The sequence below is a fragment of the Alicyclobacillus shizuokensis NBRC 103103 genome (assembly GCF_001552255.1).
In the GTDB taxonomy this organism is placed as follows: domain Bacteria; phylum Bacillota; class Bacilli; order Alicyclobacillales; family Alicyclobacillaceae; genus Alicyclobacillus_G; species Alicyclobacillus_G shizuokensis.
The window spans coordinates 24,912-50,652 of sequence record NZ_BCQV01000020.1 but is presented as its reverse complement, the minus strand read 5'-3'; the positions used below and the strand labels follow the sequence as shown (position 1 = coordinate 50,652).

The following is a 25,741-nucleotide window of genomic DNA, read 5'->3' as shown; positions in this document are numbered from 1 at the left end:
CACGTCGACCCGCGCCCGGCGCGACCCGGCCTGCTTGCGGATTGCCTGCAGAAATGCGCACAGTATACTGGAGATAGGCGTTTTGGCTTGCAGGAGGGAGGAACGGCCGTGCACATCGTTTTCGTCTGTACAGGCAACACGTGCCGCAGCCCGATGGCGGCGCATCTGCTGCAACATGCGGCTCGTCAAAGGGGGCTCGATTGGGTGATCGAGTCGGCCGGGTTGTACGCGATGGCGGGGTCGCCGATGACCGAGCAAGCGGCTCAGGTGCTGCGCCGTCGGGGCGTGGCCGACACGGCGCACCGCGCACAGGCGGTAAACGCGGAGCTGGTGGCGCGGGCGGACCTGATTCTGGCGATGACCAGCCAGCACGCCGCGGAACTGAAGCACCGATTCCCCGAGGCCAGTCAGAAAATCCATGAACTGGCCAAGTTTGCCGGCAACCCCAGCGCCGATGTGGCCGATCCGTTCGGTGGCGACGAAGCGGCCTATGACCGCTGCGCGCAAGAGATTGAACGGCACTTGAAGGCTTTGTTGGAAAAATTGGCGCCCGACCGCAAGCCGGTGAGCGCCGACAGCGAGGAGACAGGACATGAAGATTGCGATTGCCAGTGATCACGCCGGGTACCGGTTGAAGCAGGCGCTGCTGCCGGTGCTCGAGGAAATGGGGATGGATTACGACGATTTGGGCACCGTGGACGAGCAGTCGGTGGACTACCCCGATTATGCCCTCAAGGTAGCCACCGGGGTGGCCCGCGGCCAGTATGATCGCGGTGTTCTGGTATGTGGCACCGGATTGGGGATGTGCATCAGCGCCAACAAGGTGGATGGGATTCGAGCGGTCACCGCGCATGACACGTTCTCCGCGGAGATGGCCCGTCGGCACAACGACGCCAATGTACTGACAATGGGGGAGCGCGTCGTCGGCCCGGGCTTGGCGGCGGAGGTCATGCGGGTTTTCTTGACGACCGACTTCGACGGTGGTCGGCACGCCCGCCGCGTGGATAAGATGACCGGGATCGAGCGCACCCACGGCGGGTGTTGAGGGGGGGTCGCCGGTGGCCGATTTGCAGCCGTTAAGGGACAAACCCATGGGAGATGAAGGCGTCTTGCCGCCTGTGGCCGATCCGTACGCCGCACCGACGGCGAAACGCGCCTGCACGGAACCGTCGCCCAGCGGGGGAGAGACGTCCGACGCTGCTCTGGACCTGGACGCGGTCCGGCGCGACCTCTCCCTGTGTCTGGAAGAGCTGTTCCAAGCGGCGGCCCTTGGTCCCGAAGGGCTTTTGGTCGTTGGCGCCTCGACCAGCGAGGTGATGGGGCGGCGCATCGGCACCGCCACTTCGCTGACGGTGGGCCGCGCCCTGGTGGATACGGTGTTGGACAGGGCCAAGGGCATCGGCTGCGCGGTCGCCTTCCAGTGCTGCGAGCACCTCAACCGTGCCCTCGTCCTGCCTCGTTCGGTCGCGCAGCGGCGCGGCTATCGCGAGGTCAGCGCCATCCCCGTGCCCGGCGCCGGCGGGGCGGTGGCGGCCGTAGCCTTCGCGCAGATGGAGGACGCCTGTCTGGTCGCGGCCGTCGAAGCAGAGGCCGGCATCGACATCGGCGACACGCTCATCGGCATGCACTTAAAGCCCGTGGCCGTACCCGTGCGGCCGAGACGGCCGCAGGTGGGGCGAGCTCACGTCACCATGGCGCGCACACGGCCGCCCCTGATAGGCGGCGCTCGGGCCGTCTACGATTCTGCGGAGGCGCGCAGGCGTCTGGGCCTGGACCCCCTGTAGGGCCGGCTGCTTGTGCACCCGCGCCGCGAGTCGGTTTTGTGGATAAAAAAGTCCCTGCCGAGGGCAGGGGACATGGGGGTTGAAGCGGGTGTGCTCCGTGGGGTTGGGTTCCGGCAGCACACCGGGAATTACATCCCTCGCTGCTGACGATACGACGGGAACCTCAAAATTTCCTTGAAAACGGATCAATGCAAAGGGCCTTGGCGCTGGCTCGGGAACGGCCGGGCGCCTGGGCGCTTACCCTCCGGCGCCGCCGGGAAGCGGGCCGCGGCCGCATCGACCGTGGCGGCAGCGGCTGCCCGCCGCCGTACCCGGGCCGCGTGCTCAATCGGCAGCACCGCGTACAGCCCTGCTATCAGCACGATGATGACACCGCAGAACCAAAAGGGGGCGTTGGGGCCAAAACCATCCCACAACAGTCCGCCCACGTACGGCCCCAGCGCCGATCCCATGCCCTCAATCGTCATGAACACGCCCCACACCGTCGCTTTTTTGTCCGGGTCTATGGAGTGGTCGAGCACCGAATTCCAGGCCGGCAAGATGAACGCGTAGCAGACGCCGACGACGCCGACCATGATGAAGGTCGCGAAGATGCGGTGGTAAAACGGATAGATCAGCAGGCAGGCGGCGCAGATGGCGAAGGCCGCCACCAAAAACCAGCGAGACCCAAACCGGTCCACCACACGCCCGCCGGGAATCATCAGCAGCACGGCGAAGGCGCCCCCGAAGATCAGCAAGCCGCTGTACATGCCAGCGCCGAGGTGAAGAACGACGCGGGCGTACAGGGAGAGGATGGGCACCAGCGTGGAGACGGCGAAGGTCTGGGCAAACATGCCAGGAAACAGGAAGGAGACGTCGCGCACATTGCGCCAGAGGTCCTTCAGGCCCGCTCGCGAGAGCGCCGATTTTGATTCTGTCTCCGCCCTGTAGGGGGCCGGGGCGGCGCCGGGCGGGCGGCGGACCAACAGCCAAATCACCGCGAAGGCGGCGCACTCGGCCATCACCATCAACCAAAAGGCGATGCGGTAGCTCTGTTCGACGACGAAGTTGATGAGCACCGGACCCAGCCCCGCTCCCGTCAGCCAGAATATGTACATGTAGCTCATGAACGTGCCGCGCTTTTGCTCCGGGCTAGAGATGCCGATGGCCGCCACAGCGGATGGCCAGACCGGCGTCACGCCGAGTCCGAACAGCGCGGCCGTGGCGAGCAGCAGGCCGACGCTTCCGGCCTGCATCATGCCGTACATCGACACGGCGGCGAGGGCGAAGCCGGCGAGCAACATCGGGCGTGGCCCCAGTCGGTCCACCAGCCACCCTATCGGCGAGCGCAGGATGTTGTCGACAAAATAGTGAACCGAGAGGGCGAGGGTCACCCACTCCACCTCAAACCCTAAAACCGTGCTGCCGTAGGTTGGCAGGACAGAATACACGAGCGCTCCGCGGACGAATTCGGACAATGTCAGCGACAACAACACGCCGAACAGAAACGGCTGCAACAACTCCGGCTCGAGCCAGCGCGAAAGTGAAAACCTGGACTTTATTCGCACGCTCTTCCCTCCAGCTCTGCCACATCGCTGCCTACAGTCTGCCCGCAACACCGACTGGAATTACCATGCCAGGCGGTGGGGTTTGGTATAATGTCATTAAGCTGCCATGTTCGCTACGGCAGCCGCCGGTTCCTGCCGCGTGTTGTTGAAAAAGAGGAGCGTGTGTTGTTGGGACAGGTGCACGTTCTGGATCACCCACTGATCCAGCACAAATTGACGTATATTCGCAACCGGGATACGGGCACCAAAGAGTTTCGGGCATTGGTTCAGGAAGTGGCCATGTTCATGGCCTACGAAATCACGCGTGACCTGCCGCTGGTGGAAACGTCGGTGGAAACGCCGGTGGCCACGGCAACGAGCCGCGTGATTGCCGGCAAGACCCTGGCGCTGGTGCCGGTCCTGCGCGCCGGGTTGGGGATGGTGGACGGCATCCTCAACATGATTCCGAACGCCAAGGTGGGCCACGTCGGGCTCTACCGCGATCCCGAGTCGCTGCAGCCGGTCGAGTACTACTGCAAACTCCCCGCCCATCTTGAGGAGCGGGACGTCATTGTGGTCGATCCGATGCTGGCCACGGGTGGATCGGCCGCGGCCGCCATCGCGGCGGTCAAGAGCCGCGGGGCCGCCTCGGTCAAGCTGATGTGCCTGGTGGCGGCGCCGCAAGGGATAGAGCGGGTGCAGGCGGCGCACGCGGATGTGGACATCTACTGCGCGGCGGTGGACGAGGGGCTCAATGATCATGGATACATCGTGCCCGGACTGGGAGACGCCGGGGACCGATTGTTTGGGACGCGCTGAGGTGGCCATGGAGAAAGCGTTGGTGATGGACCGCCCGGTGCGGGTGATGACGGTCTTCGGCACGCGGCCGGAAGCGGTCAAGATGGCGCCTTTGGTCAAGGAGCTGGAACGCCACCCAAACGTGCAGTCGTTCGTCTGTGTGACCGCGCAGCACCGTGAGATGCTCGACCAGGTGCTGAAGGTGTTCGACATCACGCCGGACAACGACCTGGACATCATGGAGCCCAATCAAACGCTGGGGACGATAACGCGCAAGGCGCTGGCCGGGCTGGAGGCGGTCATCGCGGACCGGCGGCCGGACATTGTGTTGGTGCACGGAGATACCACCACCACCTTCGCCGCCGCCTTGGCCGCGTTCTATCAGCGGGCGGCCGTCGGCCACGTCGAGGCCGGGCTGCGCACGTACGACAAATACAGCCCGTATCCGGAAGAGATGAACCGTCAGCTGGCTGACGTGCTGGCCGACATGTACTTCGCTCCGACGCTGTGGTCGGCGAAGAACCTGTGGCGTGAGGGCAAGCCGCCGGAGTCGGTCTACGTCACCGGCAACACGGCGATTGACGCCATGCGCACCACCGTCCGCCGCGAGTATCGGCACCCGGTGCTGGAACGGCTGCCGGAGGGCGCGCGCATCGTCTACATGACCTCGCACCGGCGGGAGAACCTGGGCGCGCCGCTGCGCCACATCTGCGAAGCGGCGCGGGCGCTGGCCGACCGGTTTCCCGACGTGCACGTGGTCTACCCGGTGCATCTGAACCCGCGCGTGCGTGAGACGGTGTTTTCCATCCTGGGCGGGCACCCGCGTGTTCACCTGCTGCATCCGCTCGGGGTTATCGACAACCACAACTTCATGGCTCGCGCCACGCTGATTTTGACCGATTCCGGCGGCATCCAGGAGGAGGCGCCGACGTTAGGCGTGCCGGTGCTGGTCCTGCGCGACACCACCGAACGGCCGGAGGGGATTGCCGCCGGAACACTGCGGCTGGTCGGCACGGATCGCCAGCACATCATCGCCGAAGCTGCGCGCCTGCTTGAGGACCCGCGGGCTTACGCCGACATGGCGGGCCGCAGCAACCCCTACGGCGACGGGGAAGCGTCGCGGCGCATCGTGGCGGCGATTTTGCACCGCTTTACCGGCGCGCCCAGGCCAACCCCGTTTGTCCACCATGCGCACGGGCGCGTGTAGTTCTGCCGGCTGCCGACGGGGGCGGGCGGATCGACCCGTGAGCCGCGAGCAGCCGTCGCGCCGCGGTCTGAGTAGTGCCTCTCGGCGGTGGCCGGGTGGTGCGTGTGCCGCCGGCAGTACGTCGGTTGGCAGCGACGGGCGGTAACGGAACTGTGTTTGCAAGCGCTTCCATATGGGGCGGCGGGACGTTGATGCTGGAGTTGCTGGCGGAAGGGGGGGTGAGGGCGCAGGGCGAGACGGACAGACGCGGAGTCAGGGACAGGGGAGACGAAAATTTCTTAAACTAAAATATTAGGGCATAAAATGAAAGGAGACGGCCGGATCGGAAGGAAAACGGCAGAATTATGAACAAACCGCCGGTATTCCCCGTTTTCGGTCCGATATCGGCGTCTGCGCGTTGACACAATAGAGTGTTGTTCGATAGTATTAGCGAGGGTTCCGGCTTAATCGCGGTGAGGCCCACGTAAAAGACAAGCGGCACGCCGCAGTTCAGTACCATACCCCACCAGAGTCGATGGGTGGTGACAGCCGTAGCGGACAATGACGGAAAGCAAAGGCAGGCCAGTCCCTGGAAAACGTTTGCGTTTTTCTCGGGTGCGTCCCTGCAGTTAGCGGTCTGCATCGTTGTCTTCGGCTACTTGGGGCAGCGTCTGGCTGTCCACTGGCACCACGCATGGGTGACAGCCGTCGGCGTGTTTTTTGGCGTGTTCGTCGGCGCGTCCGGGCTCGCGTTCCTCGCCAAACAAGTCCTGGGAGATAAGTTATGAACGACATGCAGCGACTGGATGCACGGATACGTTGGATGGCCTATGTGGGCGCCGCAGGGTTGCTGTTGACAGCAGCCGTCTGGGCGGTTGCTTTGCCGTGGCGTTCGGTCATGAACGGTCTCCTACTCGGTGAGGCGGGCGGTGCCTACGCAGTCTACAGCATGATCCGCTACGGCCACCGGCACGGTGGCTTAGAGGGCAAGGCCCTCTTCGCCTCGGGGATGCTGGGGATGTTTACGCGCTTGGCGGTGCTGGCGGCGGTGATGGTTGCTGCCGTCAAACTGCCGAACGTCAATCCGTACGCTGCGCTGATTGGCTACTTACTCGGCTTTGTCCTGGTTTTCGTGGGACTTTACGGATACGCCAGAAACCGTGGCGAGACTCCAAAGGAAAAGTAGGTGACAGCAGAGTGACGCCGTTCCCTACCCTATTCAAGGGAACCATGTGGGCGACCAACCTGACCACGGTCGCCATGACCGTCCTGGCCGGCCTGCTGGTGCTGGTGTTCGTCCGCTTGGGCGTGCGCCGCATGGATATGCGCAGCCCGCGCGGGATGCAGAACGTTGTGGAATGGGCAGCGGACTTCGTCACCAACATGGCGCGCGAGACGATGCCCAACGAGCGGATCGTGCAATGGGTGCTGCCGCTGGCCTTCATGATGCTGGTGTTCTTATTCTTCGCCAACTGGCTCGGGCTGATTTTTGTCGTCGACTTGAAGATTGGCCACCCGATTCCCTGGCTTGGCATCACCGCCGAGGACATTGCGAAGGCCCATCAAAGCGGCAAGGACTTCGCCATCGAGCTGTTCAACTCGCCCACGGCCAACATGAGCATGGCCCTCGGGTTGGCCATCATGGTCTGGGTCATCAGCCATGCCGTCGGTCTCCGTCACCCATTGCAATGGCTCAAGCACTACAAGAACCCGATGGCCATTCTGGAGGAGATCACGAATCCTCTGACGCACGGCATGCGTCTTTACGGCAACATCTTTGCCGGTGAAGCTTTGATTGGCGTGCTCGCAGGAGCCCCGATGCTGTTTGGGTTCATTCCGTGGAGTTTGCCGCTGCTTGTGGTCTGGGTGTTCTACAGCGCCTTTGTCAGCACCATCCAGGCCTATGTGTTCACCATCCTGATGACGCTGTATATCGGTAACAAGGCGCATGGTGATCACAACCATCAGGCGACGGCCTGACCCGGTTCCGGGAGTGGGCGGGGGTGCCCGTCCGCGGGCTGATTGCAAAGGGTTGTATTCATACACATCATCAGCACACGCAAAGTGCAAGGAGGATAATGCTTCATGAGCCAAGTTATAGTCCAAGCCCTGTTTGATATCGCGGTGGCCCTGCTGTTGGGTCTGGCTGCCGTCGGTTCCGGTGTCGGTGACGGTCTGGTCATGAGCAAGTACGTGGAAGGCGTGGCCCGTCAGCCGGAGGCGCGCGGTTCTATCTTCGCCAGTGCTCTCTTGGGTGTCGCGTTGGTTGAGGCCTTCCCGGTCATCGCGCTGGCCTTCGGCATCATCATCCTGTTCACGCAGGGCGTCCTGTAAGCGAGCTGCGTGACGCGTGACGGTGTTGGGGCAGAAATCGGGAAGGGGTGACGCAGGTGTTTGAATTCGGCACGATGATTGTTACGCTCCTGGCGTTTCTCATCATGCTGGCCATCGTCATCCGCTTCGGCTTCAAGCCGCTCAGCAATATGATGGAACAGCGCCGTCTGCACATTGAGCGGCAGATCGCGGAGGCGGAAGAGGGACGGGCGCAGGCCGAGCGGCTGTTGGCGGAACACCGCGAACTGGTCGACCAAGCCCGCAGGGAGTCCAAGCAGATGGTCGATGCAGCGCGCGCCCGCGCCGAAGAACAGGCACGGCAGATAGTGGCCGCGGCGGAAGCGGAGGCGGCGCGTCTGTTGGAAGAGAACCGCAAGCTGATCGAGCGGGAGCGGCAGGAGGCGCTGGACAGCGTTCTCAACCAAGTGGCCGGCCTGACGGTCGAGCTGACCGGGCGGTTGCTGCGTGAACGGGTGACGCCGGAAGTGCATCAAGAGATGCTCAAAGAGGCGGAGAAGCGCCTGGGTGAGCTGGTATGCTGAGCGGCGTCGTCACGAACCGGTACACGCACGGCTTGCTCGCGGTGGCCAAGGAGAAGGGTGTAGAGGAGCAGGTGGACCAGGGGCTGACCCTGGTCTCGACCTTGATTAACGCCGACGCGCGCCTGCGGGCGATGTTAGAGCACCCGCTGATTGGCCCCGAGGACAAGCTGAAGGTCGTCTCCGACCTTTTGTCCGAGGCGGCCAAGAGCAGCCTGCTCGGGCGCTTGAAAAGCCTGTTCAGCGAGCCCGTGCACTCTCTGGTTCTGCAGTTTCTCGGCGTGCTCTTCCGGCGCAACCGGAGTGAATACATCAGTGCGGTGGCTGAACGGTTTCACGAATTGGTGGAGGCGGAGCGGGGCCGCGTGCAGGTGAATGTGGAGTCGGCGCTGCCGCTGTCGAAACACGAGCAAGAGGAGCTCACAAACAAGCTCTCGGCGGCGCTGGGCCGCGAGGTGCGCGCCCGTGTTGAGGTCAACGCGGATCTCATCGCCGGTTACCGGATTCGGCTGGGCCATCGCGTCATCGACGCGACCGTCAAAGGGGCGCTCGCGCAGTTTGATGAGAGGCTGCTGGCTGGCGCAGCCGGCAAGGAGGGAACCCTTTGAGTATTCGACCGGATGAAATCAGTGCTCTGATACAAAAGCAGATTGAGCAATTCGAATCCCAGGTGCAGGTCTACGATACCGGCATCGTGCTGTCGGTTGGCGACGGCATCGCCCGTCTCTACGGCCTGGATAACGTCATGGCCGGTGAGCTGGTCGAATTCCCCAACGGCGTCTACGGCATGGTCTTGAACCTGGAAGAGGACAACGTCGGCGTGGTTGTCCTTGGCTCCGTCGAGGGGATTCAGGAGGGGGACCAGGTCAAGCGCACCGGCCGCATTGCCCAGGTGCCGGTAGGCGCTGCGCTCTTGGGACGCGTGGTCAATCCGTTGGGGCAGCCGATTGACGGCCGCGGGCCGATTGAGGCGGTTGAATACCGCCCGATTGAGTCGCGGGCTCCCGGCGTAATTGACCGGCGCTCGGTGCACGAGCCGCTGCAGACCGGCATCAAGGCGATTGACGCGATGATCCCGATTGGCCGCGGACAGCGTGAGCTGATCATCGGAGATCGGCAGACCGGTAAGACGGCCATCGCGGTCGATACCATCATCAACCAGAAAGGCAACGGTGTGAAGTGCATCTACGTCGCCATCGGCCAGAAGGCTTCCACCGTGGCGCAGGTGGTGGAGACGCTGCGCAAGCACGGCGCCATGGACTACACCATCGTCGTCAGCGCCAGCGCTTCGGACCCGGCTCCATTGCTGTTTATGGCCCCCTACGCTGGCTGCGCGATGGGCGAGTACTTCATGTACAACGGCGAGCATGCCCTGGTGGTGTACGACGATCTTTCCAAGCAGGCGGCGGCCTACCGCGAAATGTCGTTGTTGCTGCGCCGTCCGCCCGGCCGCGAAGCCTTCCCTGGCGACGTGTTTTACCTGCATTCGCGCCTGCTCGAGCGCGCGGCGAAGCTGTCCGACGAGCGCGGCGGCGGCAGCCTGACGGCTCTGCCCTTCATTGAGACGCAGGCGGGCGACATCTCGGCGTACATTCCGACCAACGTGATCTCCATCACAGACGGCCAGATCTTCCTTGAGTCGGACCTGTTCTACGCGGGCGTGCGGCCGGCGGTCAACGTCGGCACGTCGGTCTCCCGTGTCGGCAGCGCCGCTCAGATCAAGGCGATGAAAAAGGTGGCCGGTACACTCAAGCTCGACCTGGCGCAGTACCGTGAACTGCAGGCGTTTGCCCAGTTTGGCTCGGACCTGGACAAGGCGACGCAGGCGCGGCTGGCCCGCGGCGAGCGGACGATGGAGATCCTCAAGCAGAACCAATACGAGCCGATGGCGGCGGAGGAGCAGGTGGTCGCTATCTGGGTGGCGGTCAACGGCTATCTGGATGATATTCCGACGAGCGCCGTGCGCAAGTTCGAGAAAGATTGGCTGACCTTCATCCGCACGGACTACCCGCAGATCTTCCAGGCCATCGTCGACACCAAAGACCTGTCCGACGACACGGTCAATCTGCTCAAAGAAGCGGTACAGAAGTTCAAGGCGACGTTTGTCGCCTAATCCGGGCGTCGGCCGGTCGGCCTTTCGACCGGATCGACAGCCCGGCAATGCACGTCCGCCCAGGGGCGGGTGGCAGCAAGGTGGTGATGACCGGTGCCGCAGAGTGCCAGAGACATCAAACGTCGAATCAAAAGCTCGCGCAACCTGGCGCAGATCACCAACGCGATGGAGATGGTGGCCGCCGCCAACCTGCGTCGGGTGCAGGAGGCGGTGCAGCAGTCCAAGCCCTACCTGGCGAAGATGCGCCAGATGCTCGCAGGGGTCTCGCGCGACGCACGGCACGTCAAGCACCCGTTGTTGGCGGAGCGACCGGTGAAACGCACCGGCTATCTGGTGATCACGGCGGACAGGGGCTTGGCTGGGCCGTACAATGCGCAGGTGATTCGCAGAGCGCTGCAAGAGTTTCGCCAGAAGGACAAGACCGCGTATACCGTCTACGCCGTGGGCCGGCGCGGCCGCGATTTCTTCCGTCGCCACGGGTATCCCATCGGCGGGGAGATTATCGGTGTACCCGATACACCCACGTACGATAGTGTGCGCGGCATTGTGGAGCAGGTCGTCAAGGCCTACGAGGATGCCGAGTTTGACGAACTGTACTTGATATACAACGAGTTCATCAACGCCATGACACAACGGCCAAAGGTGGAAAAGGTGCTGCCGCTCTCGCGCGTCGAGGGCGAGTCGGAGGGCAAGGTCGTTCATTACCTGTATGAGCCGGACGCCGAATCCCTGCTGCAGGCTTTGCTGCCTCGCTACGCGGAGACGCTCGTCTACCAGGCCATACTCGACGCCAAGGCGAGCGAGTTTGGCGCCCGCATGACGGCCATGGGCAACGCGACCGACGCGGCGGAAGACATGATTAAGCACCTGACCCTGGCGCTCAACCGCGCGCGCCAGGCGGCGATTACCACGCAGATTGCGGAGGTCGTCGGCGGTGCCGAGGCGTTGAAGTAAGAGGAGGGGAATTCGTGAACAAAGGTAAGGTAGTGAACGTGATGGGGCCGGTCGTGGACGTCCGTTTCCCCGAAGGGCAGCTGCCGGCCATCAACAACGCCTTGCGTATCGACTACGAAGGCGATGTGCCCGTTCACTTGACGCTGGAGGTCGCCCTGCACCTGGGCGACAATGTGGTCCGCTCGATTGCCATGTCGTCGACAGACGGGCTCGTGCGCGGCGCCGAAGTGATCGACAGCGGGCGCGCCATCAGCGTGCCGGTCGGACAGGGAACGTTGGGTCGCATCTTCAACGTGCTCGGCGAGACCATCGACGAGGCCGGCCCGGTGCAGGCCGATGAGACCTGGCCGATTCACCGTAAGGCGCCCGCCTTCACCGACTTGAGCACGAAGGTGGAGATCTTCGAGACCGGCATCAAGGTCATCGACTTGTTGGCCCCGTACATCAAGGGCGGCAAGATCGGACTGTTTGGCGGTGCCGGCGTCGGCAAGACGGTGCTCATCCAGGAGCTGATTCACAACGTCGCTAAGGAGCACGGTGGATACTCGGTGTTTGCCGGCGTCGGGGAGCGTACCCGCGAAGGCAACGACCTGTACCACGAAATGAAAGAGTCTGGCGTCATCGACAAGACCAGCATGGTCTTCGGCCAGATGAATGAACCGCCCGGCGCCCGCCTGCGCGTCGCCTTGGCGGGGCTCACGATTGCCGAGTATTTCCGCGATGTCGAGCAGCGCGACGTGCTGCTGTTCATCGACAACATCTTCCGCTTCACCCAGGCCGGTTCCGAGGTGTCGGCCTTGCTTGGCCGCATGCCGTCCGCTGTAGGTTATCAGCCGACGCTCGCTACGGAGATGGGCCAACTGCAGGAGCGCATCACCTCCACCGTCCGCGGGTCCATCACGTCCATCCAGGCCATTTACGTGCCGGCTGATGACTATACGGACCCCGCGCCGGCCAACACGTTCGCCCACCTGGACGCGACCACCAACCTGGAGCGTCGGATTGCCGACATGGGCCTCTACCCGGCGGTCGATCCGCTCGCGTCCACGTCCCGCGCGTTGTCGCCGGACATCGTCGGCGAGGAGCATTACCAGGTGGCGCGCGGAGTGCAGCAGGTGCTGCAGCGCTACCGTGAGTTGCAGGACATCATCGCCATCCTCGGCATGGACGAGCTGAGCGATGATGACAAGCTCACTGTCCAGCGCGCGCGCAAGATCCAGAACTTCCTGTCGCAGCCCAACTTCGTCGCCGAGCAGTTCACCGGCCTACCGGGCAAATACGTGACGATTCAGGACACGGTGCGCAGCTTCAAGGAGATCCTGGAGGGCAAGCTGGACGAGATCCCGGAGACCTACTTCCGTTACCGTGGCGCCATCGACGAGGTCTACGAAGCGGCCGAAAAGGACGGCATCAAGGTCTCGTAATTCGGGTCCGGGCCGACGATGGGCGGTCGGCTGGTGGATTGGCCGCCGCCCACGCGGCAACGCATCCAGGAAGGAGGTGGCGCAGTGAGTACGGTTCTGTTGGAAGTGGTCACGCCGGAGAGGCAGCTCTTGTCTCGGGAAGTCAGCATGGTTTCCCTGCGCGGCGGCGACGGAGAACTGGGCATTCTGCCGCGGCACGCACCGCTGGCGACCACCGTGAAGCCAGGGATTGTCAAGGTAAAGCTTGTGGACGGCGAGGACTTTATCCACGTCACGGGCGGTTTCCTGGAGGTCCTGCCCACCCGTATCACGCTGCTGGCGGATGCTGCGGAACTGGGCGGGTACATCGATGTGGAGCGGGCCGTTCGGGCGCAGGAGCAGGCCGAGGAACGGTTGGCCAAGGTGTCCACTCCGGAGGAGCGGGCTGAGGCGGAGGCGGCTCTGCGGCGTGCCAGGCTGCGCCAGGAGACCGCTGAGAAATCGGCGCAGGCGGGCCACCTGTTGGGGCGGCGCGCGGACTGAGCGGCGGTTCCCTTGCCGGTGAGTCTCATATCCGTCTGGCCACGTCCGCTTGACCGCGGTCGGTGTGGGGGAACGCGCCGCCTGTAACCGTATGAAAAACGGAAACGACGCCCGTCATTGGCGGGCGTTTTGTTGTACTCTCCCAACCAGCTCTGTTATAATATTTGCGTCTATATCGATATTTGTTGAGGTCGGAATCCTTCCGTCGGATCATAGGTTTTCCATGCTTTGGCTCACGCCAGTCGCCGCCTGCGGGGTGGGTGAGTTGGCCGGAAGGGGAAATCAGGGATGTCTCAGTACTTCAACGAGTACTTGTTCGTGATCTTGTTCATCGCACTGGCGGTGCTGCTGCCGTTGGCGACCCTCTGGATCATCGGGCCGATGCTGCGTCCCAGCCGACCGACACGTGGGAAACTGGAGACGTATGAAAGCGGTGTCAACCCGATTGGCGATTCGCATGTCCGCTACAATGCCCGCTATTACCTGTTTGCCCTATTATTCGTCGTCTTTGACGTGGAAACCCTTTTTCTCTATCCGTGGGCTGTCAGCTACCATCGGCTGGGCAAGTTCGGGTTGGTGGAAGCGCTTTTGTTCATTGTCATACTGGCCGTGGGTCTCGGCTACGCGTGGCGAAAGAAGGTGCTCGAATGGAACTGAATGCCGACAGCCGTTTGCCGGTCATCGAGTACGAAGGGCTGACCCCTGAAGAGAACATGGAACTCCGGCGCGCTGGCGTCCTGCTACAGCCGCTCGAGCAGTTGAAAGCGTGGGCGCGCAGCAACAGCCTTTGGCCGCTGACATTCGGTTTGGCGTGCTGTGCGATTGAGATGATGGGAGCCAGCGCTTCCCACTACGACATGGATAGGTTTGGCATCTTTTTTCGCGCCTCGCCGCGGCAGTCGGACGTCATGATTGTGGCGGGGACGGTGACGAAAAAGATGGCGCCGCTGTTGCGCCGCCTGTACGAGCAGATGGCCGACCCGAAGTGGGTGGTGGCCATGGGCGTCTGTGCGACCGCAGGAGGTCCGTATGTACGCAGCTACTCGGTGGTGAAAGGGGTTGACCAGGTGGTGCCGGTCGACATCTACATTCCCGGTTGTCCGCCGTCGCCGCCCGCGTTGATCTACGGTCTCAACCTGCTGCAGGAGAAAATTCGCCGCGAGGCGCGCATGAGGAGGGAGCGGGCGTGAGTGAAGAGCAGCCCCAGCAATCGGCCGCTCCAGCCAAGGCGGCCCGAGGTCAGGAGGGAGGCGGCAAAGCGGCGGCCGGGGCGGCGCCTGCGGCCGGACGGGCGGCGGCGAACAAGCAGCCGCCTGCGCCAGATCCTCGCGTCCTGGCCGCGAAAGAGCAGGCGGAGCGGCTGCACCAAGCGGTGGCGGACCGATTCGGGCCCGAGGCGGTGTTGGAGAGCGGAGCGGCGCACCACAAACCCATGTTGCGGATTGCCCGCGAGCGCTGGTTAGATGCGGTCAACTACCTGCGTACCCACCCTGATTGGCGGCTCAACTACGTCGAGTGCATGGCGGGAACCGACTATGAGGATCGGATTGAGGTCGTGCTGTTTGTCCAATCCACGGAGTTAGGCCATTTTGTCTGCCTCAAGACCCAGACGCCGAGGGATGAGGCCTGGCTGCCCTCTCTGGTCTCGGTCTATCCTGGGGTGAACTGGGAGGAACGGGAGATCTATGACCTGCTCGGGGTGGACTTTCGCGGCCACCCGGATCTCCGCCGCATCATGTTGGATGACGATTTTGTCGGGCATCCGCTGCGCAAAGATTACAGTGTCTGGGCAGAGACGGAACGGCCGCTGGTCGACGGACAGCGGCCGTGAACATGAGGCGGGGGGATTAGGACGATGGCGCTCCTGGACGAAGCCAACCAAGTTCGCACCGAAGAGATGTTGCTCAACGTGGGCCCGCAGCACCCCAGCACGCACGGAGTATTTCGGTTGCTGGTGAAGATCAGTGGCGAGACGATTCTCGATGCCGATCCGGTCATTGGCTACCTGCACCGCGGAACGGAGAAGCTGGCAGAGGACCTGCAGTACACCCAAATCATTCCTTACACCGACCGGCTCGACTACCTGGCGGCCATGCTCAACAACTACGCCTTCTGCCACACCGTGGAGGAGGCGCTGGACATCCAGGTTCCGGAACGCGCCGAGTACCTGCGGGTGATTCTGATGGAGATGCAGCGTATCGCCTCCCATCTGCTGTTCATCGGTACGTACCTGCTGGACCTGGGCGCCATGAGCCCGTTTTTGTACGTGTTCCAGGAGCGCGAACGAATTGTTCAGTTGTTCAACGAGATCAGCGGGGCGCGCATGACCTACAATTTCATGCGCATCGGCGGTGTGAAGTACGACGCTCCGCCGGGTTGGCTCGACAAGGTGCGGGCGTTTGTCCCGTTCATGCGCGAGAAGATCAAAATGTACGACAGCCTGATCACCGGCAACGAGATCTTCCTTGATCGCACGCGCGGGGTTGGGGTGTACGACGCTGAAACGGCGCTGGCTTACGGAATGAGCGGCATCAACCTGCGCAGCACCGGCTTCGACTGGGACCTGCGGCGGAAGAAGCCGTACAGCATCTATGATCGTTTCGACTTCGCCGTGCCCCTCGGACAACACGGCGACTGCTTTGACCGCTACTACCTGCACCTTTTGGAGATGGGGGAGTCGCTGAAGATTGTCGAGCAGGCGCTTGAGCAGATCCCCGATACGGGGCCGGTCCTGGGCAAGGTGCCGCGACTGATTCGCATTCCGGCCGGCGAGTACTATTCGGGCATTGAGGGGGCGCGCGGCGAGCTGGGCTTTTTCATTGTCAGCGACGGCAAAGACAAGCCGTACCGGCTGAAGATCCGCAAGCCCTCGTTCGTCAACCTGCAGCTGCTGCCGCAACTCCTGCGGGGGCAGAACATCGCCAACCTGATTGCGATTCTCGGCGCCGTCGACATCGTGCTGGGGGAGGTGGACGCCTGAATGGACTGGCTCTGGCAGTGGCACAACGTGGGACTCACCTGGCTCCCGTTCCTCGGTATGGTCATCGGTGCCGTCATTGTGCTCCTCATCGGTTTGGGCGTGGTGACCTACGAGATCTACTTTGAACGCAAGGTTTTGGGCTGGATGCAGGGACGCATCGGCCCCAACCGCGTCGGGCCGCTCGGGCTGTTCCAGTCGTTTGCGGACATCCTGAAGCTGCTCATCAAGGAGGACGTGGTGCCCGAAAAGGCGGATCGCAGCCTGTTCCTGCTGGCCCCGGTGATTGCCTTTATCCCATCCTTCATGGTCCTGGCTGTCATTCCGTTCTCCCGCACACACGTGTTTACAGCCAACCTCAGTATCGGCGCCCTGTACTACCTGGCCTTGTCCGCGATCACCATTCACGGGGTCATGCTGGGGGGATGGGCTTCCAACAACAAGTACGCCCTGATTGGTGGCATGCGCAGCGCGGCGCAGATGCTCAGCTACGAGATCCCGCTTGGACTGTCGCTGGTCGGTGTCGTACTCATGGCCGGATCGCTCAACCTGAACGACATCGTCGCGGCGCAGCGTACCTGGTGGTTTGTCATCCCGCAGATTTTGGGCTTTCTGGTGTTCCTGGTGGCCGCGACCGCGGAGTTGAACCGGACTCCCTTCGATCTGCCGGAGGCGGAATCGGAGTTGGTGGCCGGGTACCATGTCGAATACACAGGCTTTCGCTTCGCCTTCTTCATGCTCACCGAATACCTGTACATGTTCGCCATGGCCGGGCTGGCGGCGACCTTGTTCCTCGGCGGGTGGCTGGGGCCCTGGCTGCCGGGATGGTTGTGGTTTGCCATCAAGGTTGCGGCGTTTATCTTCTTTCAGTTCTGGCTTCGCGCCACCATGCCGCGGCTGCGCGTGGACCAGCTGATGTCATTCAGTTGGAAAGTCCTGTTGCCGGTGGCGCTGCTCAACCTGGTCATCACGGCGGTGGTCAAGGCGTGGGTGTAGAGGTCGGTCATCTTGACGCCCTGCCGGTTGCAGGGAGGAAACGGGGTGAGCTCGCGTGTTTGGATTTCTCAAGGGAATGAGCGTCACGCTCAGCCAGCTGCCGAAAAAAAAGGTCACGTTGCAGTACCCGGACGTGCGCCCGGAGTGGCCGGAACGGTTTCGCGGGGTGCACCGGTTCATCCCTGAGCTGTGCATCAACTGCAACCAGTGCGCCCGTATCTGTCCCACCGACTGCATCTCGCTGGGCGGGGAGCGGGACGCGAACAAAAAAATGCGCATCGACACGTTTGACATCAACTTTGACATCTGCATTCTCTGCGACCTGTGCACCGAGGTCTGCCCGACGGAGGCGATTCTCATGTCCGACACGTTTGAGATGGCCGCGGAGACGCGCGACAACTTTTATCTGGACATGAACTGGTTGTACGAAAACCAGCTGCGCTACGAGCAGAACCATCCCGAGCGCGCACAAGCGGCCACGGCGGGTGACGACGCATGAACCTGCACCCGGCGCTCATCGCTTTCTTTATCATCGCGCTGGCCATCCTCAGCGCCGCCATCTCGTTTCTCACGCTGCGCAAGGTGATCTACATGGCGCTGGCGATTGGGGCGGTGTTCATCGGCTGCGCCGCCGTGTACATCCTGCTCGGGGCGCCGTTCGTGGGCATTGCGCAGGTGCTCATCTACGCCGGCGCCATCACCATTCTCATCATGTTTGCCATCATGCTCACCAACCATGAGGAAATGGAACCGCCCTTTCGCTGGACGCTGCGCAACGGTGCCAGCGCCGTGTTCTGTGTCCTGTTGGCGGCCGCGCTGCTGTGGATTATCCGCAGCCAGGCGTGGCCGGCGCAGGGCGGCACCGACATAAACCGCGGCCGTTCCAACCCGGCCGCCATCGGCCTGGAGTTGTTCCAACACTACACGGTTGCCTTCGAGCTGGTGTCGCTGCTCCTGGTCGTGGCGCTGGTGGGCGCCGTGATGCTGGCGCAGGCGCGAAAGGAGGACGAGTGAGTGGACAATCCGGTGGTCTCGGTGCCGACCGGGTCTCTGCTCGGTCTGGCTGCCATCCTATTCTGCATCGGTCTGTACGGGGCGCTGACTAAGCGCAACCTCATCATGGTACTGATCTCGCTGGAATTGATGCTCAACGCGGTCAACATCAACCTGGTCACTTTCTCGCGTCTCGGGGTGGCGCCGAGTCTCGACGGGCAGGTGTTCGCGTTGTTCGTCATCACCGTGGCTGCCGCCGAGATCGCCGTCGGGTTGGCGCTGGTCTTGGCCGCATTCCGTCTGCGCAAGTCGACCGAGGTGAAGGACCTGAACACGGAAAAGTATTGACAGGCGGCCTCGCGGCGGGCGTCGCTGGCGAAAGGCGCAGGACGCGGCGCGCTGTCGGCTTGGGCCGGGCCGGGGGGAAGATGAAGGTATGACAGATTGGGTATGGCTGGTGCCGCTATTGCCGCTGGCGGGGTACGTGTTTTTGCTCCTGTCCGGGCGGCGAACGCCGGAGGCGGTGGCGGCCGGGGTGTCCGTGGTCCTGACCGGCATCTCGTGCGTACTGAGCCTGGTGGTGTTCTTCCAGCTGGGACCTGAACCAGCGGGTGGTCAGACTTGGCTGTTCCACTGGCTCACCATTGGATCCGCCCACGTCGATGTGGGCATCTCGCTCACGCACCTGAACGCCCTGATGCTGGTGGTTGTCAGCCTGGTCAGCGTGCTGGTGCTGCTGTTCTCGCAGGGTTACATGCACGGGGATGAGCGATTCTCCGTGTTTTACCAGTACCTCAACTTGTTTGTCTTTTCGATGCTGGGGCTGGTGATCTCTCCGAATCTATTGCAATTGTACATATTCTGGGAAATGGTGGGCCTGTGCTCCTATCTGTTGGTCGGGTTCTGGTATTTCAAGCCGGAGGCCGCGTTGGCCGCCAAGAAGTCATTCATTGTCACCCGCATCGGCGACACTGGCCTGTTTGTCGGCATGATTCTGCTGTTCCTGGGCACGGGCGGATCGTTCGATTTCACGGCGATCTTCCAGGCGGTGTCGGCTCACACTCTGCACTTGGGCTGGATGGGCAGCCAGGGCTTGACCACGTTGGCGGCGCTCTTGGTCTTTCTTGGCGCGGTGGGCAAGTCGGCGCAATTTCCCCTGCACGTCTGGCTGCCGGACGCCATGGAAGGCCCGACGCCGGTGTCGGCTTTGATTCACGCGGCCACCATGGTCGCCGCCGGCGTCTATCTGGTGGCCCGCATGTTCCCGCTCTTTCAGGCCAGCCCGCCGGCGCTCACGACGGTGGCCTGGATTGGCGGCGTGACGGCGCTGCTGGCGGCTCTGATTGCCCTGACGCAGCGGGACATCAAGCGGGTGATTGCCTACTCGACCATCTCCCAGCTGGGATACATGATGTTGGCGCTGGGTATTGGCGCCTATGCGCTGGGCGTGTTTCACCTGTTCACGCACGCGTTCTTCAAGGCGCTCTTGTTTTTGGCGGCCGGGTCTGTGATTCACGCGGTCGACACGCAGGACCTGTTCCAGATGGGGGGGCTCGGCCGCAAGCTGCCGATAACCCGCTGGTCGTTCCTGGCGGGCGCGCTGGCGCTGGCGGGCATCTTTCCGTTTTCCGGCTTTTGGTCCAAGGACGACATCCTGACGGCGGCGTGGCAGCGCGGCGACATGGCGCTCTACTGGCTGGGGCTGGTGGCGGCGTTCTGCACCGCCTTTTACATCTTTCGCGTCTACTTCCTCGTGTTCACGGGTCAGTCCCGGGATGAGGAACGAACCGTGGGCGCCCACGAGGGCTCCTGGGTGATGACGGTGCCGCTGGTGATTCTGGCGGCGCTGGCGACGCTGGCGGGGTTTGTCAACACACCGTGGACCGGGCACGGGCTGGAGCGGTATCTGGAACATGACGCGACGGCCAGCGCGGCGGCCGCGACGCCGGTGCAGGAAAGCCTGCCGTTGATGGTGTTCAGCGTCGTGGTCGGGCTGCTGGGCATCGGCCTGGCCTACCTGCTGTACGGGCGCAAGTCGGACGCGCCGGCGCGGCTGGCGGAGAAACTCTCCATCCCGTACGCTATCTCGCTGCACAAGTTCTACCTGGATGAGGTGTACTACCACACCGTGGTCGTCGGGGGCAAGCTCGTGGCGCGCCTGGTGCGCGCGCTGGACAGGTATCTCATCGACGGCATCATCGAGGTCGGGGCGCGGCTGGTGGGTGTCCTGGGTCTGGCTCTGAAATACACGCAGAATGGGCAGGTGCAGGCGTACGGCGTGATTGCGGCGTTCGGGTTGGTGGTCGTGATTGTGGTTGCGGTCCTGGGTGTCGGGGGGGTGCTGTAGAACATGGGCCTGAGTCTTTGGCTGCCGGGGGCGCCGGTGATTGCGGCGCTCGTCACCCTGTTTCTGCCGACGCGCGCCGCGGGTCTGTCTCGGCTTGTCGCCGGATTCGGCTTTGCAGCGTCCCTGGTGTTGGCTGTGCTGGCCTGGGCCAGCTATCCTGGCGCCGGGTATGCGCACATGAATTCATTCAGTTGGTTCACGCTCCCCAACGTATGGTTGGGCCACAACCTGACCATCGGGCTGTCGTTCGGGGTGGATGGCCTGTCGCTGCCGCTGGTGACGCTGACGGCCGTGATCGCGCTGCTGGCGGTGGTCGGCGTGCCGACCCCCGCAGGAGGCGCTCGCGTGTACCACTTCTGGCAGAGCCTGCTTGTGGCGGCCATCCTCGGCGTGCTCACGGCGTTGGACCTGTTCACCTTCTTGGTGGCGCTTGAGCTGGCGCTATTTGCGGGGTTTTTCTTGATCCAGCAGTTTGGCGGCCCGCGCCGTCGGCACGCGGCTTTCAAGTTCTTGTTGTATCGCGGGTTTGCCACCATCGGGGTGCTGGTGGCGTTTGTCGGCCTGGCCTACGGCCTGGCCGGGCTGTACTACCAAGGGGCCACCGTCGCCTCCACGCCGAAGCTGCCGAGTTCGGTCGGATCGCTGACGTTTTCGCTGCCCACGCTGCAACAGGACATCGGGCACGCTGCGGCGGTGTTCAGCGGAGCGCGGCCGGCCCTGTTCCTGGTGTTGCTGTTGGCCGTGTTCATCGAGGAGGCGTTTGTCCCGTTTCACACCTGGCTGCCGCAGGCGCACGAGCAGGCGGACACTGCCACCAACATGTTGATGGGCGGCATGATGACAAAAATCGGCGCTTATATTCTGCTGCGCTTCGGTGTCGGCATGCTACCCGATCAGGTGCACCGGTTCAGCCTGCTGCTGGCGGTGTTTGGTGTCATCAACATCCTGTACGGAGCGTTTGCCGCCTGGGTAGCGGACGGATGGCGGCGATTGATAGCCTTCTCCAGCATCAGTCACATGGGACTGGTCTTGCTCGGCATCTCGGCGATGAACGCGGCCGGACTGCAGGGAGCCATGTTCATGATGGTCTCCTCCGGGCTGCTCACCGCGCTCTTGTTCTTCGTCTCGGGTGCCATGGAGGCCCGCACGGGAACCAGCCAAATGGGGCAGCTGGGCGGTCTGTCCAAACCCATGCCCATGCTCTCCGGGTTCTTGCTGTTTGCTGCGCTCGGATCATTGGGGCTGCCGCTTACCAGCGGGTTCATCAGTGAACTGCAGGCGTTCCTGGGCGCCTTCGCCGGCCACCCATACCTGTCACTGGTCGGCGCGCTCGGGCTCGTCCTGTCTGCCACGTACCTGTTGTACGCGATACAAAAGACCACGTTTGGGCCGGCCGTGTCGCCTGCCGCAGCGCTGACTGACGCCCGGCCGGTAGAGTACCTGCCGCTCGTTGTGCTGACCGCGCTGGTGCTGGTGGTCGGAGTCTACCCGGCCGTCATCGGCGGCCTGTTTGGCCTGTCGGCTCACACGCTGCTCGGGATAGGGGGTTAATTCATGCCGGACCTCATCCATCAACCCTATTGGCTGACGATGGGCCCACTCCTTATCGTCTCGGTGACCGCGTTTGTGGTCATGATTCTGGAGTTCATCTTTCTCAAAGGGCCCCGCCGCTGGCTGGTCTGGCCGGCCTTGGCCGGCGTTCTGGCGGCGCTGGTGCCGGCCGTGGAGCATCTGTGGGCTAAGCCGACAGCGGCGCTGAACACGGTGATGATTGATGGTTTTGCCAGCGTCTTTACCCTGCTCATCCTCGTCTCGGCGGCGCTGATTCTGTTGTTCTCGTACGCGTACAGCGCCGAGCGGCCGTTGGCCGCTGAACACACGTATCTCATCCTGTTCGGCGTGGCCGGGGCGCTGGCGATGGCGTCCGCCTTGGATCTCATCACTCTGTACATCGGCCTGGAACTCCTGTCCGTCGCCAGCTACGTCCTGGTCGCCGTCCGCCGAAAATCCGTCCGTGCCGTCGAGGGCGGAGTCAAGTATTTGATCATGGGATCCGTCGGCTCGGCCGTGCTTTTGTACGGGATGTCGTTTATCTACGGCATCTCCGGCACCACCAGCCTGGTGCAGCTGGGACAGTTGGGCGGCCAGCTGTACCAGCAGTACCCGGCCATCGTGCTGCTCGGCTTTATCCTCATGCTGTCCGGGATGGGGTTCAAGCTGTCGTTGGTTCCGTTTCACATGTGGACGCCCGACGCCTACGACGGAGCGCCGTCGCCCATCAGTTCCTTCCTGGCCACGCTTTCAAAAGTAGCCGCGTTCGCCATGCTGCTGCGCATGCTCCTGTTCATCTTCAATGGAGTCGCGACGGAGGTATTTTACTGGGCGGGCATCTTTGCCGCGGCGACGATGCTGGCGGGCAACCTGCTCGCTCTGCCGCAGCGGAACATGAAGCGGCTCTTGGCGTTCTCGAGCGTCGCCCAGGCGGGATACGCGCTGATTCCCTTGGCTCTCATTGGCCCCAACTACACCGACTGGACGGGCCTGTTTGACAGCCTGGCGTTCTACCTGTTCGCGTACACCTTCATGACCATCGGCGCCTTTGCCGTGGTGTCGGTGGTGGGCCGAGCGCGCCAGACGTCCACGGACGACGCGTTGGACGGTCTGTATCAAAGATCCCCCTGGCTGGCGGGGGCATTGACCGTGTTTTTGCTCTCGCTCGCGGGCATGCCGCTGACCGGCGGGTTTCTCGGCAAGTTTTACATATTCGTGGAGACCATCCACTTCCAGACGGTGTGGCTGGGTATACTGCTGTTTGTCGCCAGCATCGTCTCGTTCTATTACTACCTGGGTTGGGTGCGCCACATGTTCCGCCGCGATGCCGACACTGCGGCCGTACAGCCGATACACGCCGGGCCGGTGATGAACCTGGTGGTCGCGCTGTGCGTGGCCGGCACCCTCGTGCTCGGCGTGGTTCCGGCGGCGCTGCTGCACCCGCTGCAGTGGGTGCAGTGGTTTTGATTCATACCACCTGGACGCCTGATTTCTTCAGCCCCTCGGACAGGGTCTCATCGACGCCGTCGTCCATCACCGCGTAGTCGAAAGCGTGCAGGGGGGCAATGGTGGCAAACGAGACACGGCCGAGCTTGCTGCTGTCGGTCATCAGCGCCACCTGCAGGCTGCGCTCCATCATCGCCTGCTTGACCGACACCTGCTCCACGCGGGCGCTCATCGCTCCGTCCTTGAGGGTCAACCCGTCGCAGCCGATGAGCGCCAGGTCCGCGTGGAGCGAGCGGATCATCCGCGTGGCGAAGGCGCCGCCGAAGCTGGCGGTGGCCGAGTCCACAAGTCCGCCACAGGCGTACACCTGAAAGCGCGGGGTTTGGGACAGGAGCAGGGCAATCTGCAGATCTGGCGTACAGACGGTCAGCGGTTCCAGAAACGAGGCGGTCAGCTCCTTCGCGACTTCGTACGCCGTGCTGCCGGCATCCAGGAAAATGGAGCGGTTGGGCTTGAGCAGGGTCATCACCTTGCGCGCGACAGCCTGCTTCTGCTGGATGTTCGCCGTCGACTTGACCTCCAGGCTGTCGGGCATCCACTTCTGCTCCCCGACAATGGCGCCTCCGTGCACCCGCCGCGCTTTGCCCTCCTGTTCCAGCTGCTCCAGATCGCGGCGAATGGTCATCATCGACACCTGAAAGTGCGCGGCGAGCTCCTGCAATTCGACCTGCCCGCGTGTCGCGAGCATGTGGTAGATCTCTTTTCTGCGCTGCGCGGCCAACATCCCCAAACACCTCTCTTTCTACCGGTGTGCTAATCTCATTATAGAGGGTCCCTGCACCGTCGTCACCACAAAGCAACAAGACTTATCTATATCGAACATCTTTGTGAAATAAAATGTGATTTCCTGAAGTTATCATATTGACAATGTGTTATTTTGTGTAATATATTGTGACTGCAGGTCGCGCACACACTGCGCATCGCTGGGAGGGGACGGGCATGGATATCCTGGTGTTTGGCGACGACCTCACCGGCTGTAACGCCGAGGCCGTGCTGTTTCGCCATCTGGGCTGGCGGGCCCAAACCCTGCTGCGTCACGACCAGACGCTGCCGCCGCCACAGGGCGCCGCGACGATATGGAATACAGGCACCAGACTGCTGCCCCCGGATAGGGCAGCGGATCGCGTACGCTCGATGATGCGCCTGGTCCTGCGGCGGTGGGGGGCAAAGACTCACGTGGCAAAACGCATCGACAGCACGTTTCGCGGGCCGATTGGCGCGGAAGCCGAGGCGATGCTGGAGCTGCTCCCGCCGGGGGCCGTCGGAGTGGTGGTCGGTGCCTTTCCCTCTTCCGGACGCACCGTGCGTGACGGCTGCCTGTACGTGCACGGTGTCCCTGTGCACGAGACGGAAATTGGCGCCGATGTATACACCCCTGTAACCACTTCCAACCTGGCGGAACTGCTGCGCACACAAACCAGCCTGCCGATTGTGCGTGTGACGCCCGAGGAGGCCGCGCAAGGGTTTCAGCAGCTTGTCCAGCGCCTCGGCGGCACGGACGGCCAGCGTCTGCTCATTGTCTGCGACGCGGAGAGCGACGAGGACATCGCGTCTCTGGCCCAGTCCTTCGCCACCTGGCCTGTGCCTATCCTGCCGATTGATCCAGGGCCGTTCACCGTCCACTACTTCTCGGCGCTGGCCGCCCAGCAGAACCGCATCTTCGTCGTCTCCGGCAGTCTCATGCCGACCACCCGGCGCCAACTCACGTACCTGGAAGAGCACAGCGAAACCCGCCTTCTCCAGATCGATCCACTCACGTTGGCCGCTCCAGACACGGGCCCCGCGTGTCTCGAGCGGATCGCCCAACAGGTGGAGCAGGCTTTCGCCCAGCAGCCCATTGTCGGCGTGCGTACCGACGGCAGCCCATGCGGCGGCCGGGCGGCCGTGGATGTGTCGCGCGCCCTGGCCGTGCTGACGGAGGCCGTGCTGGAGCGGGTGACCATTCAAGGCCTGTACGTCAGCGGCGGGGAGGTGGCCTACGAGGTCCTGCACCGTCTCCAGGCGGAGGCGCTGGAGCCCATCCTCGAGGTGTGGCCGCTGTGCATCCTCAGTCGCATCGTCTCCGGTCCGCACAGGGACCTGCGCGTCGTGACCAAGGGTGGATCGATTGGGCCTGACAGCGCTGTGTACGACAGTGTCCGAGTGTTATTGTCCGGAGCTTGACTCCGGTACTGCGGGAAAACAGCACAGG

At 63.1% G+C, this 25,741-nt stretch carries 29 protein-coding genes; 27 read left to right on the top strand and 2 right to left on the bottom strand.

Annotated features, from left to right (window positions below; all coding sequences use genetic code 11):
* Window positions 1-108 precede the first annotated feature (108 nt).
* The 3 genes from ASH01S_RS09210 (at window position 109) to ASH01S_RS09200 (ending at window position 1,784) form a co-directional block, all read left to right on the top strand.
* On the top strand, window positions 109-615 hold the full coding sequence (locus ASH01S_RS09210) for a low molecular weight protein arginine phosphatase (protein ID WP_067926855.1): 507 nt from the start codon (window positions 109-111) through the stop codon (window positions 613-615).
* Entirely contained in the window at window positions 593-1,045 is a 453-nt protein-coding gene (gene rpiB, locus ASH01S_RS09205) for a ribose 5-phosphate isomerase B (protein ID WP_067926849.1), read from the top strand. Before ASH01S_RS09210 ends, rpiB begins: the two co-directional genes overlap by 23 nt.
* Window positions 1,046-1,202: 157 nt before the next feature.
* Window positions 1,203-1,784: a TIGR01440 family protein gene (locus ASH01S_RS09200; protein ID WP_067926933.1), complete on the top strand. Its 582-nt coding sequence runs from the start codon at window positions 1,203-1,205 to the stop codon at window positions 1,782-1,784.
* A 185-nt stretch (window positions 1,785-1,969) separates the two neighbouring features.
* On the opposite strand, the gene ASH01S_RS09195 is transcribed toward ASH01S_RS09200, so the two are convergent.
* Complete coding sequence (locus ASH01S_RS09195; protein WP_067926846.1) at window positions 1,970-3,331, bottom strand: MFS transporter; 1,362 nt, start codon at window positions 3,329-3,331, stop codon at window positions 1,970-1,972.
* A 168-nt stretch (window positions 3,332-3,499) separates the two neighbouring features.
* Between ASH01S_RS09195 and upp the strand changes: the two genes are divergently transcribed.
* The 23 genes from upp to ASH01S_RS09080 all read left to right on the top strand — a co-directional run bounded on the left by upp (window position 3,500) and on the right by ASH01S_RS09080 (window position 23,511).
* Window positions 3,500-4,129: a uracil phosphoribosyltransferase gene (gene upp / locus ASH01S_RS09190; RefSeq protein ID WP_067926931.1), complete on the top strand. Its 630-nt coding sequence runs from the start codon at window positions 3,500-3,502 to the stop codon at window positions 4,127-4,129.
* A 25-nt stretch (window positions 4,130-4,154) separates the two neighbouring features.
* The gene (wecB, locus tag ASH01S_RS09185) at window positions 4,155-5,315 is read left to right on the top strand and encodes a non-hydrolyzing UDP-N-acetylglucosamine 2-epimerase (RefSeq protein WP_067926929.1); all 1,161 of its coding nucleotides are present in this window, start codon (window positions 4,155-4,157) and stop codon (window positions 5,313-5,315) included.
* Between the two features lie 521 nt (window positions 5,316-5,836).
* The gene (locus ASH01S_RS09180) at window positions 5,837-6,082 is read left to right on the top strand and encodes an AtpZ/AtpI family protein (RefSeq protein ID WP_245629009.1); all 246 of its coding nucleotides are present in this window, start codon (window positions 5,837-5,839) and stop codon (window positions 6,080-6,082) included.
* On the top strand, window positions 6,079-6,480 hold the full coding sequence (locus tag ASH01S_RS09175; protein WP_083516983.1) for an ATP synthase subunit I: 402 nt from the start codon (window positions 6,079-6,081) through the stop codon (window positions 6,478-6,480). The genes ASH01S_RS09180 and ASH01S_RS09175 overlap by 4 nt, the downstream gene beginning before the upstream one ends.
* Before the next feature lie 11 nt (window positions 6,481-6,491).
* The gene (gene atpB, locus ASH01S_RS09170; protein ID WP_157067070.1) at window positions 6,492-7,274 is read left to right on the top strand and encodes a F0F1 ATP synthase subunit A; all 783 of its coding nucleotides are present in this window, start codon (window positions 6,492-6,494) and stop codon (window positions 7,272-7,274) included.
* Window positions 7,275-7,379: 105 nt separating this feature from the next.
* Window positions 7,380-7,628: an ATP synthase F0 subunit C gene (atpE, locus tag ASH01S_RS09165; protein WP_157067069.1), complete on the top strand. Its 249-nt coding sequence runs from the start codon at window positions 7,380-7,382 to the stop codon at window positions 7,626-7,628.
* A gap of 56 nt (window positions 7,629-7,684) precedes the next feature.
* Complete coding sequence (gene atpF, locus ASH01S_RS09160; protein ID WP_245629008.1) at window positions 7,685-8,170, top strand: F0F1 ATP synthase subunit B; 486 nt, start codon at window positions 7,685-7,687, stop codon at window positions 8,168-8,170.
* Window positions 8,164-8,775: an ATP synthase F1 subunit delta gene (atpH, locus tag ASH01S_RS09155; protein ID WP_067926841.1), complete on the top strand. Its 612-nt coding sequence runs from the start codon at window positions 8,164-8,166 to the stop codon at window positions 8,773-8,775. The genes atpF and atpH overlap by 7 nt, the downstream gene beginning before the upstream one ends.
* Window positions 8,772-10,280: a F0F1 ATP synthase subunit alpha gene (gene atpA / locus ASH01S_RS09150; RefSeq protein WP_067926839.1), complete on the top strand. Its 1,509-nt coding sequence runs from the start codon at window positions 8,772-8,774 to the stop codon at window positions 10,278-10,280. Before atpH ends, atpA begins: the two co-directional genes overlap by 4 nt.
* Window positions 10,281-10,373: 93 nt before the next feature.
* The gene (gene atpG / locus ASH01S_RS09145; protein WP_067926836.1) at window positions 10,374-11,234 is read left to right on the top strand and encodes an ATP synthase F1 subunit gamma; all 861 of its coding nucleotides are present in this window, start codon (window positions 10,374-10,376) and stop codon (window positions 11,232-11,234) included.
* A gap of 14 nt (window positions 11,235-11,248) precedes the next feature.
* Window positions 11,249-12,658 (top strand): F0F1 ATP synthase subunit beta, encoded by a 1,410-nt coding sequence (gene atpD / locus ASH01S_RS09140; protein WP_067926833.1) that lies wholly within the window; start codon window positions 11,249-11,251, stop codon window positions 12,656-12,658.
* An 84-nt stretch (window positions 12,659-12,742) separates the two neighbouring features.
* Window positions 12,743-13,180: an ATP synthase F1 subunit epsilon gene (gene atpC, locus ASH01S_RS09135; RefSeq protein WP_067926831.1), complete on the top strand. Its 438-nt coding sequence runs from the start codon at window positions 12,743-12,745 to the stop codon at window positions 13,178-13,180.
* A gap of 288 nt (window positions 13,181-13,468) precedes the next feature.
* A complete protein-coding gene (locus tag ASH01S_RS09130) occupies window positions 13,469-13,837 on the top strand; it encodes an NADH-quinone oxidoreductase subunit A (RefSeq protein ID WP_067926828.1) in 369 nt (122 codons plus the stop codon).
* A complete protein-coding gene (locus tag ASH01S_RS09125; protein WP_067926826.1) occupies window positions 13,828-14,370 on the top strand; it encodes a NuoB/complex I 20 kDa subunit family protein in 543 nt (180 codons plus the stop codon). Before ASH01S_RS09130 ends, ASH01S_RS09125 begins: the two co-directional genes overlap by 10 nt.
* Complete coding sequence (locus ASH01S_RS09120; RefSeq protein WP_067926823.1) at window positions 14,367-15,011, top strand: NADH-quinone oxidoreductase subunit C; 645 nt, start codon at window positions 14,367-14,369, stop codon at window positions 15,009-15,011. Before ASH01S_RS09125 ends, ASH01S_RS09120 begins: the two co-directional genes overlap by 4 nt.
* Before the next feature lie 24 nt (window positions 15,012-15,035).
* Window positions 15,036-16,160, top strand: a complete 1,125-nt coding sequence (locus ASH01S_RS09115; protein ID WP_067926820.1) for an NADH-quinone oxidoreductase subunit D — start codon at window positions 15,036-15,038, stop codon at window positions 16,158-16,160.
* Window positions 16,161-17,153 carry an NADH-quinone oxidoreductase subunit NuoH gene (gene nuoH / locus ASH01S_RS09110; protein WP_067926817.1) on the top strand — a complete coding sequence of 331 codons (993 nt, stop codon included), beginning with the start codon at window positions 16,161-16,163 and terminating at the stop codon, window positions 17,151-17,153.
* A 55-nt stretch (window positions 17,154-17,208) separates the two neighbouring features.
* The gene (locus ASH01S_RS09105) at window positions 17,209-17,652 is read left to right on the top strand and encodes a NuoI/complex I 23 kDa subunit family protein (RefSeq protein ID WP_067926815.1); all 444 of its coding nucleotides are present in this window, start codon (window positions 17,209-17,211) and stop codon (window positions 17,650-17,652) included.
* Window positions 17,649-18,167 carry an NADH-quinone oxidoreductase subunit J gene (locus ASH01S_RS09100; protein WP_067926812.1) on the top strand — a complete coding sequence of 173 codons (519 nt, stop codon included), beginning with the start codon at window positions 17,649-17,651 and terminating at the stop codon, window positions 18,165-18,167. The genes ASH01S_RS09105 and ASH01S_RS09100 overlap by 4 nt, the downstream gene beginning before the upstream one ends.
* 12 nt (window positions 18,168-18,179) lie before the next feature.
* Complete coding sequence (nuoK, locus tag ASH01S_RS09095) at window positions 18,180-18,494, top strand: NADH-quinone oxidoreductase subunit NuoK (RefSeq protein WP_067926921.1); 315 nt, start codon at window positions 18,180-18,182, stop codon at window positions 18,492-18,494.
* Window positions 18,495-18,582: 88 nt separating this feature from the next.
* Window positions 18,583-20,493, top strand: coding sequence for an NADH-quinone oxidoreductase subunit L (gene nuoL, locus ASH01S_RS09090; protein WP_067926809.1), 1,911 nt, complete (start codon window positions 18,583-18,585; stop codon window positions 20,491-20,493).
* Between the two features lie 3 nt (window positions 20,494-20,496).
* The gene (locus ASH01S_RS09085) at window positions 20,497-22,044 is read left to right on the top strand and encodes a complex I subunit 4 family protein (protein ID WP_067926806.1); all 1,548 of its coding nucleotides are present in this window, start codon (window positions 20,497-20,499) and stop codon (window positions 22,042-22,044) included.
* A 3-nt stretch (window positions 22,045-22,047) separates the two neighbouring features.
* Complete coding sequence (locus tag ASH01S_RS09080; protein ID WP_067926803.1) at window positions 22,048-23,511, top strand: NADH-quinone oxidoreductase subunit N; 1,464 nt, start codon at window positions 22,048-22,050, stop codon at window positions 23,509-23,511.
* Window position 23,512: 1 nt separating this feature from the next.
* Here the strand turns inward: ASH01S_RS09080 and ASH01S_RS09075 are convergent, their stop codons facing one another.
* A complete protein-coding gene (locus ASH01S_RS09075; protein WP_067926800.1) occupies window positions 23,513-24,274 on the bottom strand; it encodes a DeoR/GlpR family DNA-binding transcription regulator in 762 nt (253 codons plus the stop codon).
* Window positions 24,275-24,489: 215 nt separating this feature from the next.
* Between ASH01S_RS09075 and ASH01S_RS09070 the strand changes: the two genes are divergently transcribed.
* Window positions 24,490-25,713 (top strand): four-carbon acid sugar kinase family protein, encoded by a 1,224-nt coding sequence (locus ASH01S_RS09070; RefSeq protein ID WP_067926797.1) that lies wholly within the window; start codon window positions 24,490-24,492, stop codon window positions 25,711-25,713.
* Window positions 25,714-25,741 lie beyond the last annotated feature (28 nt).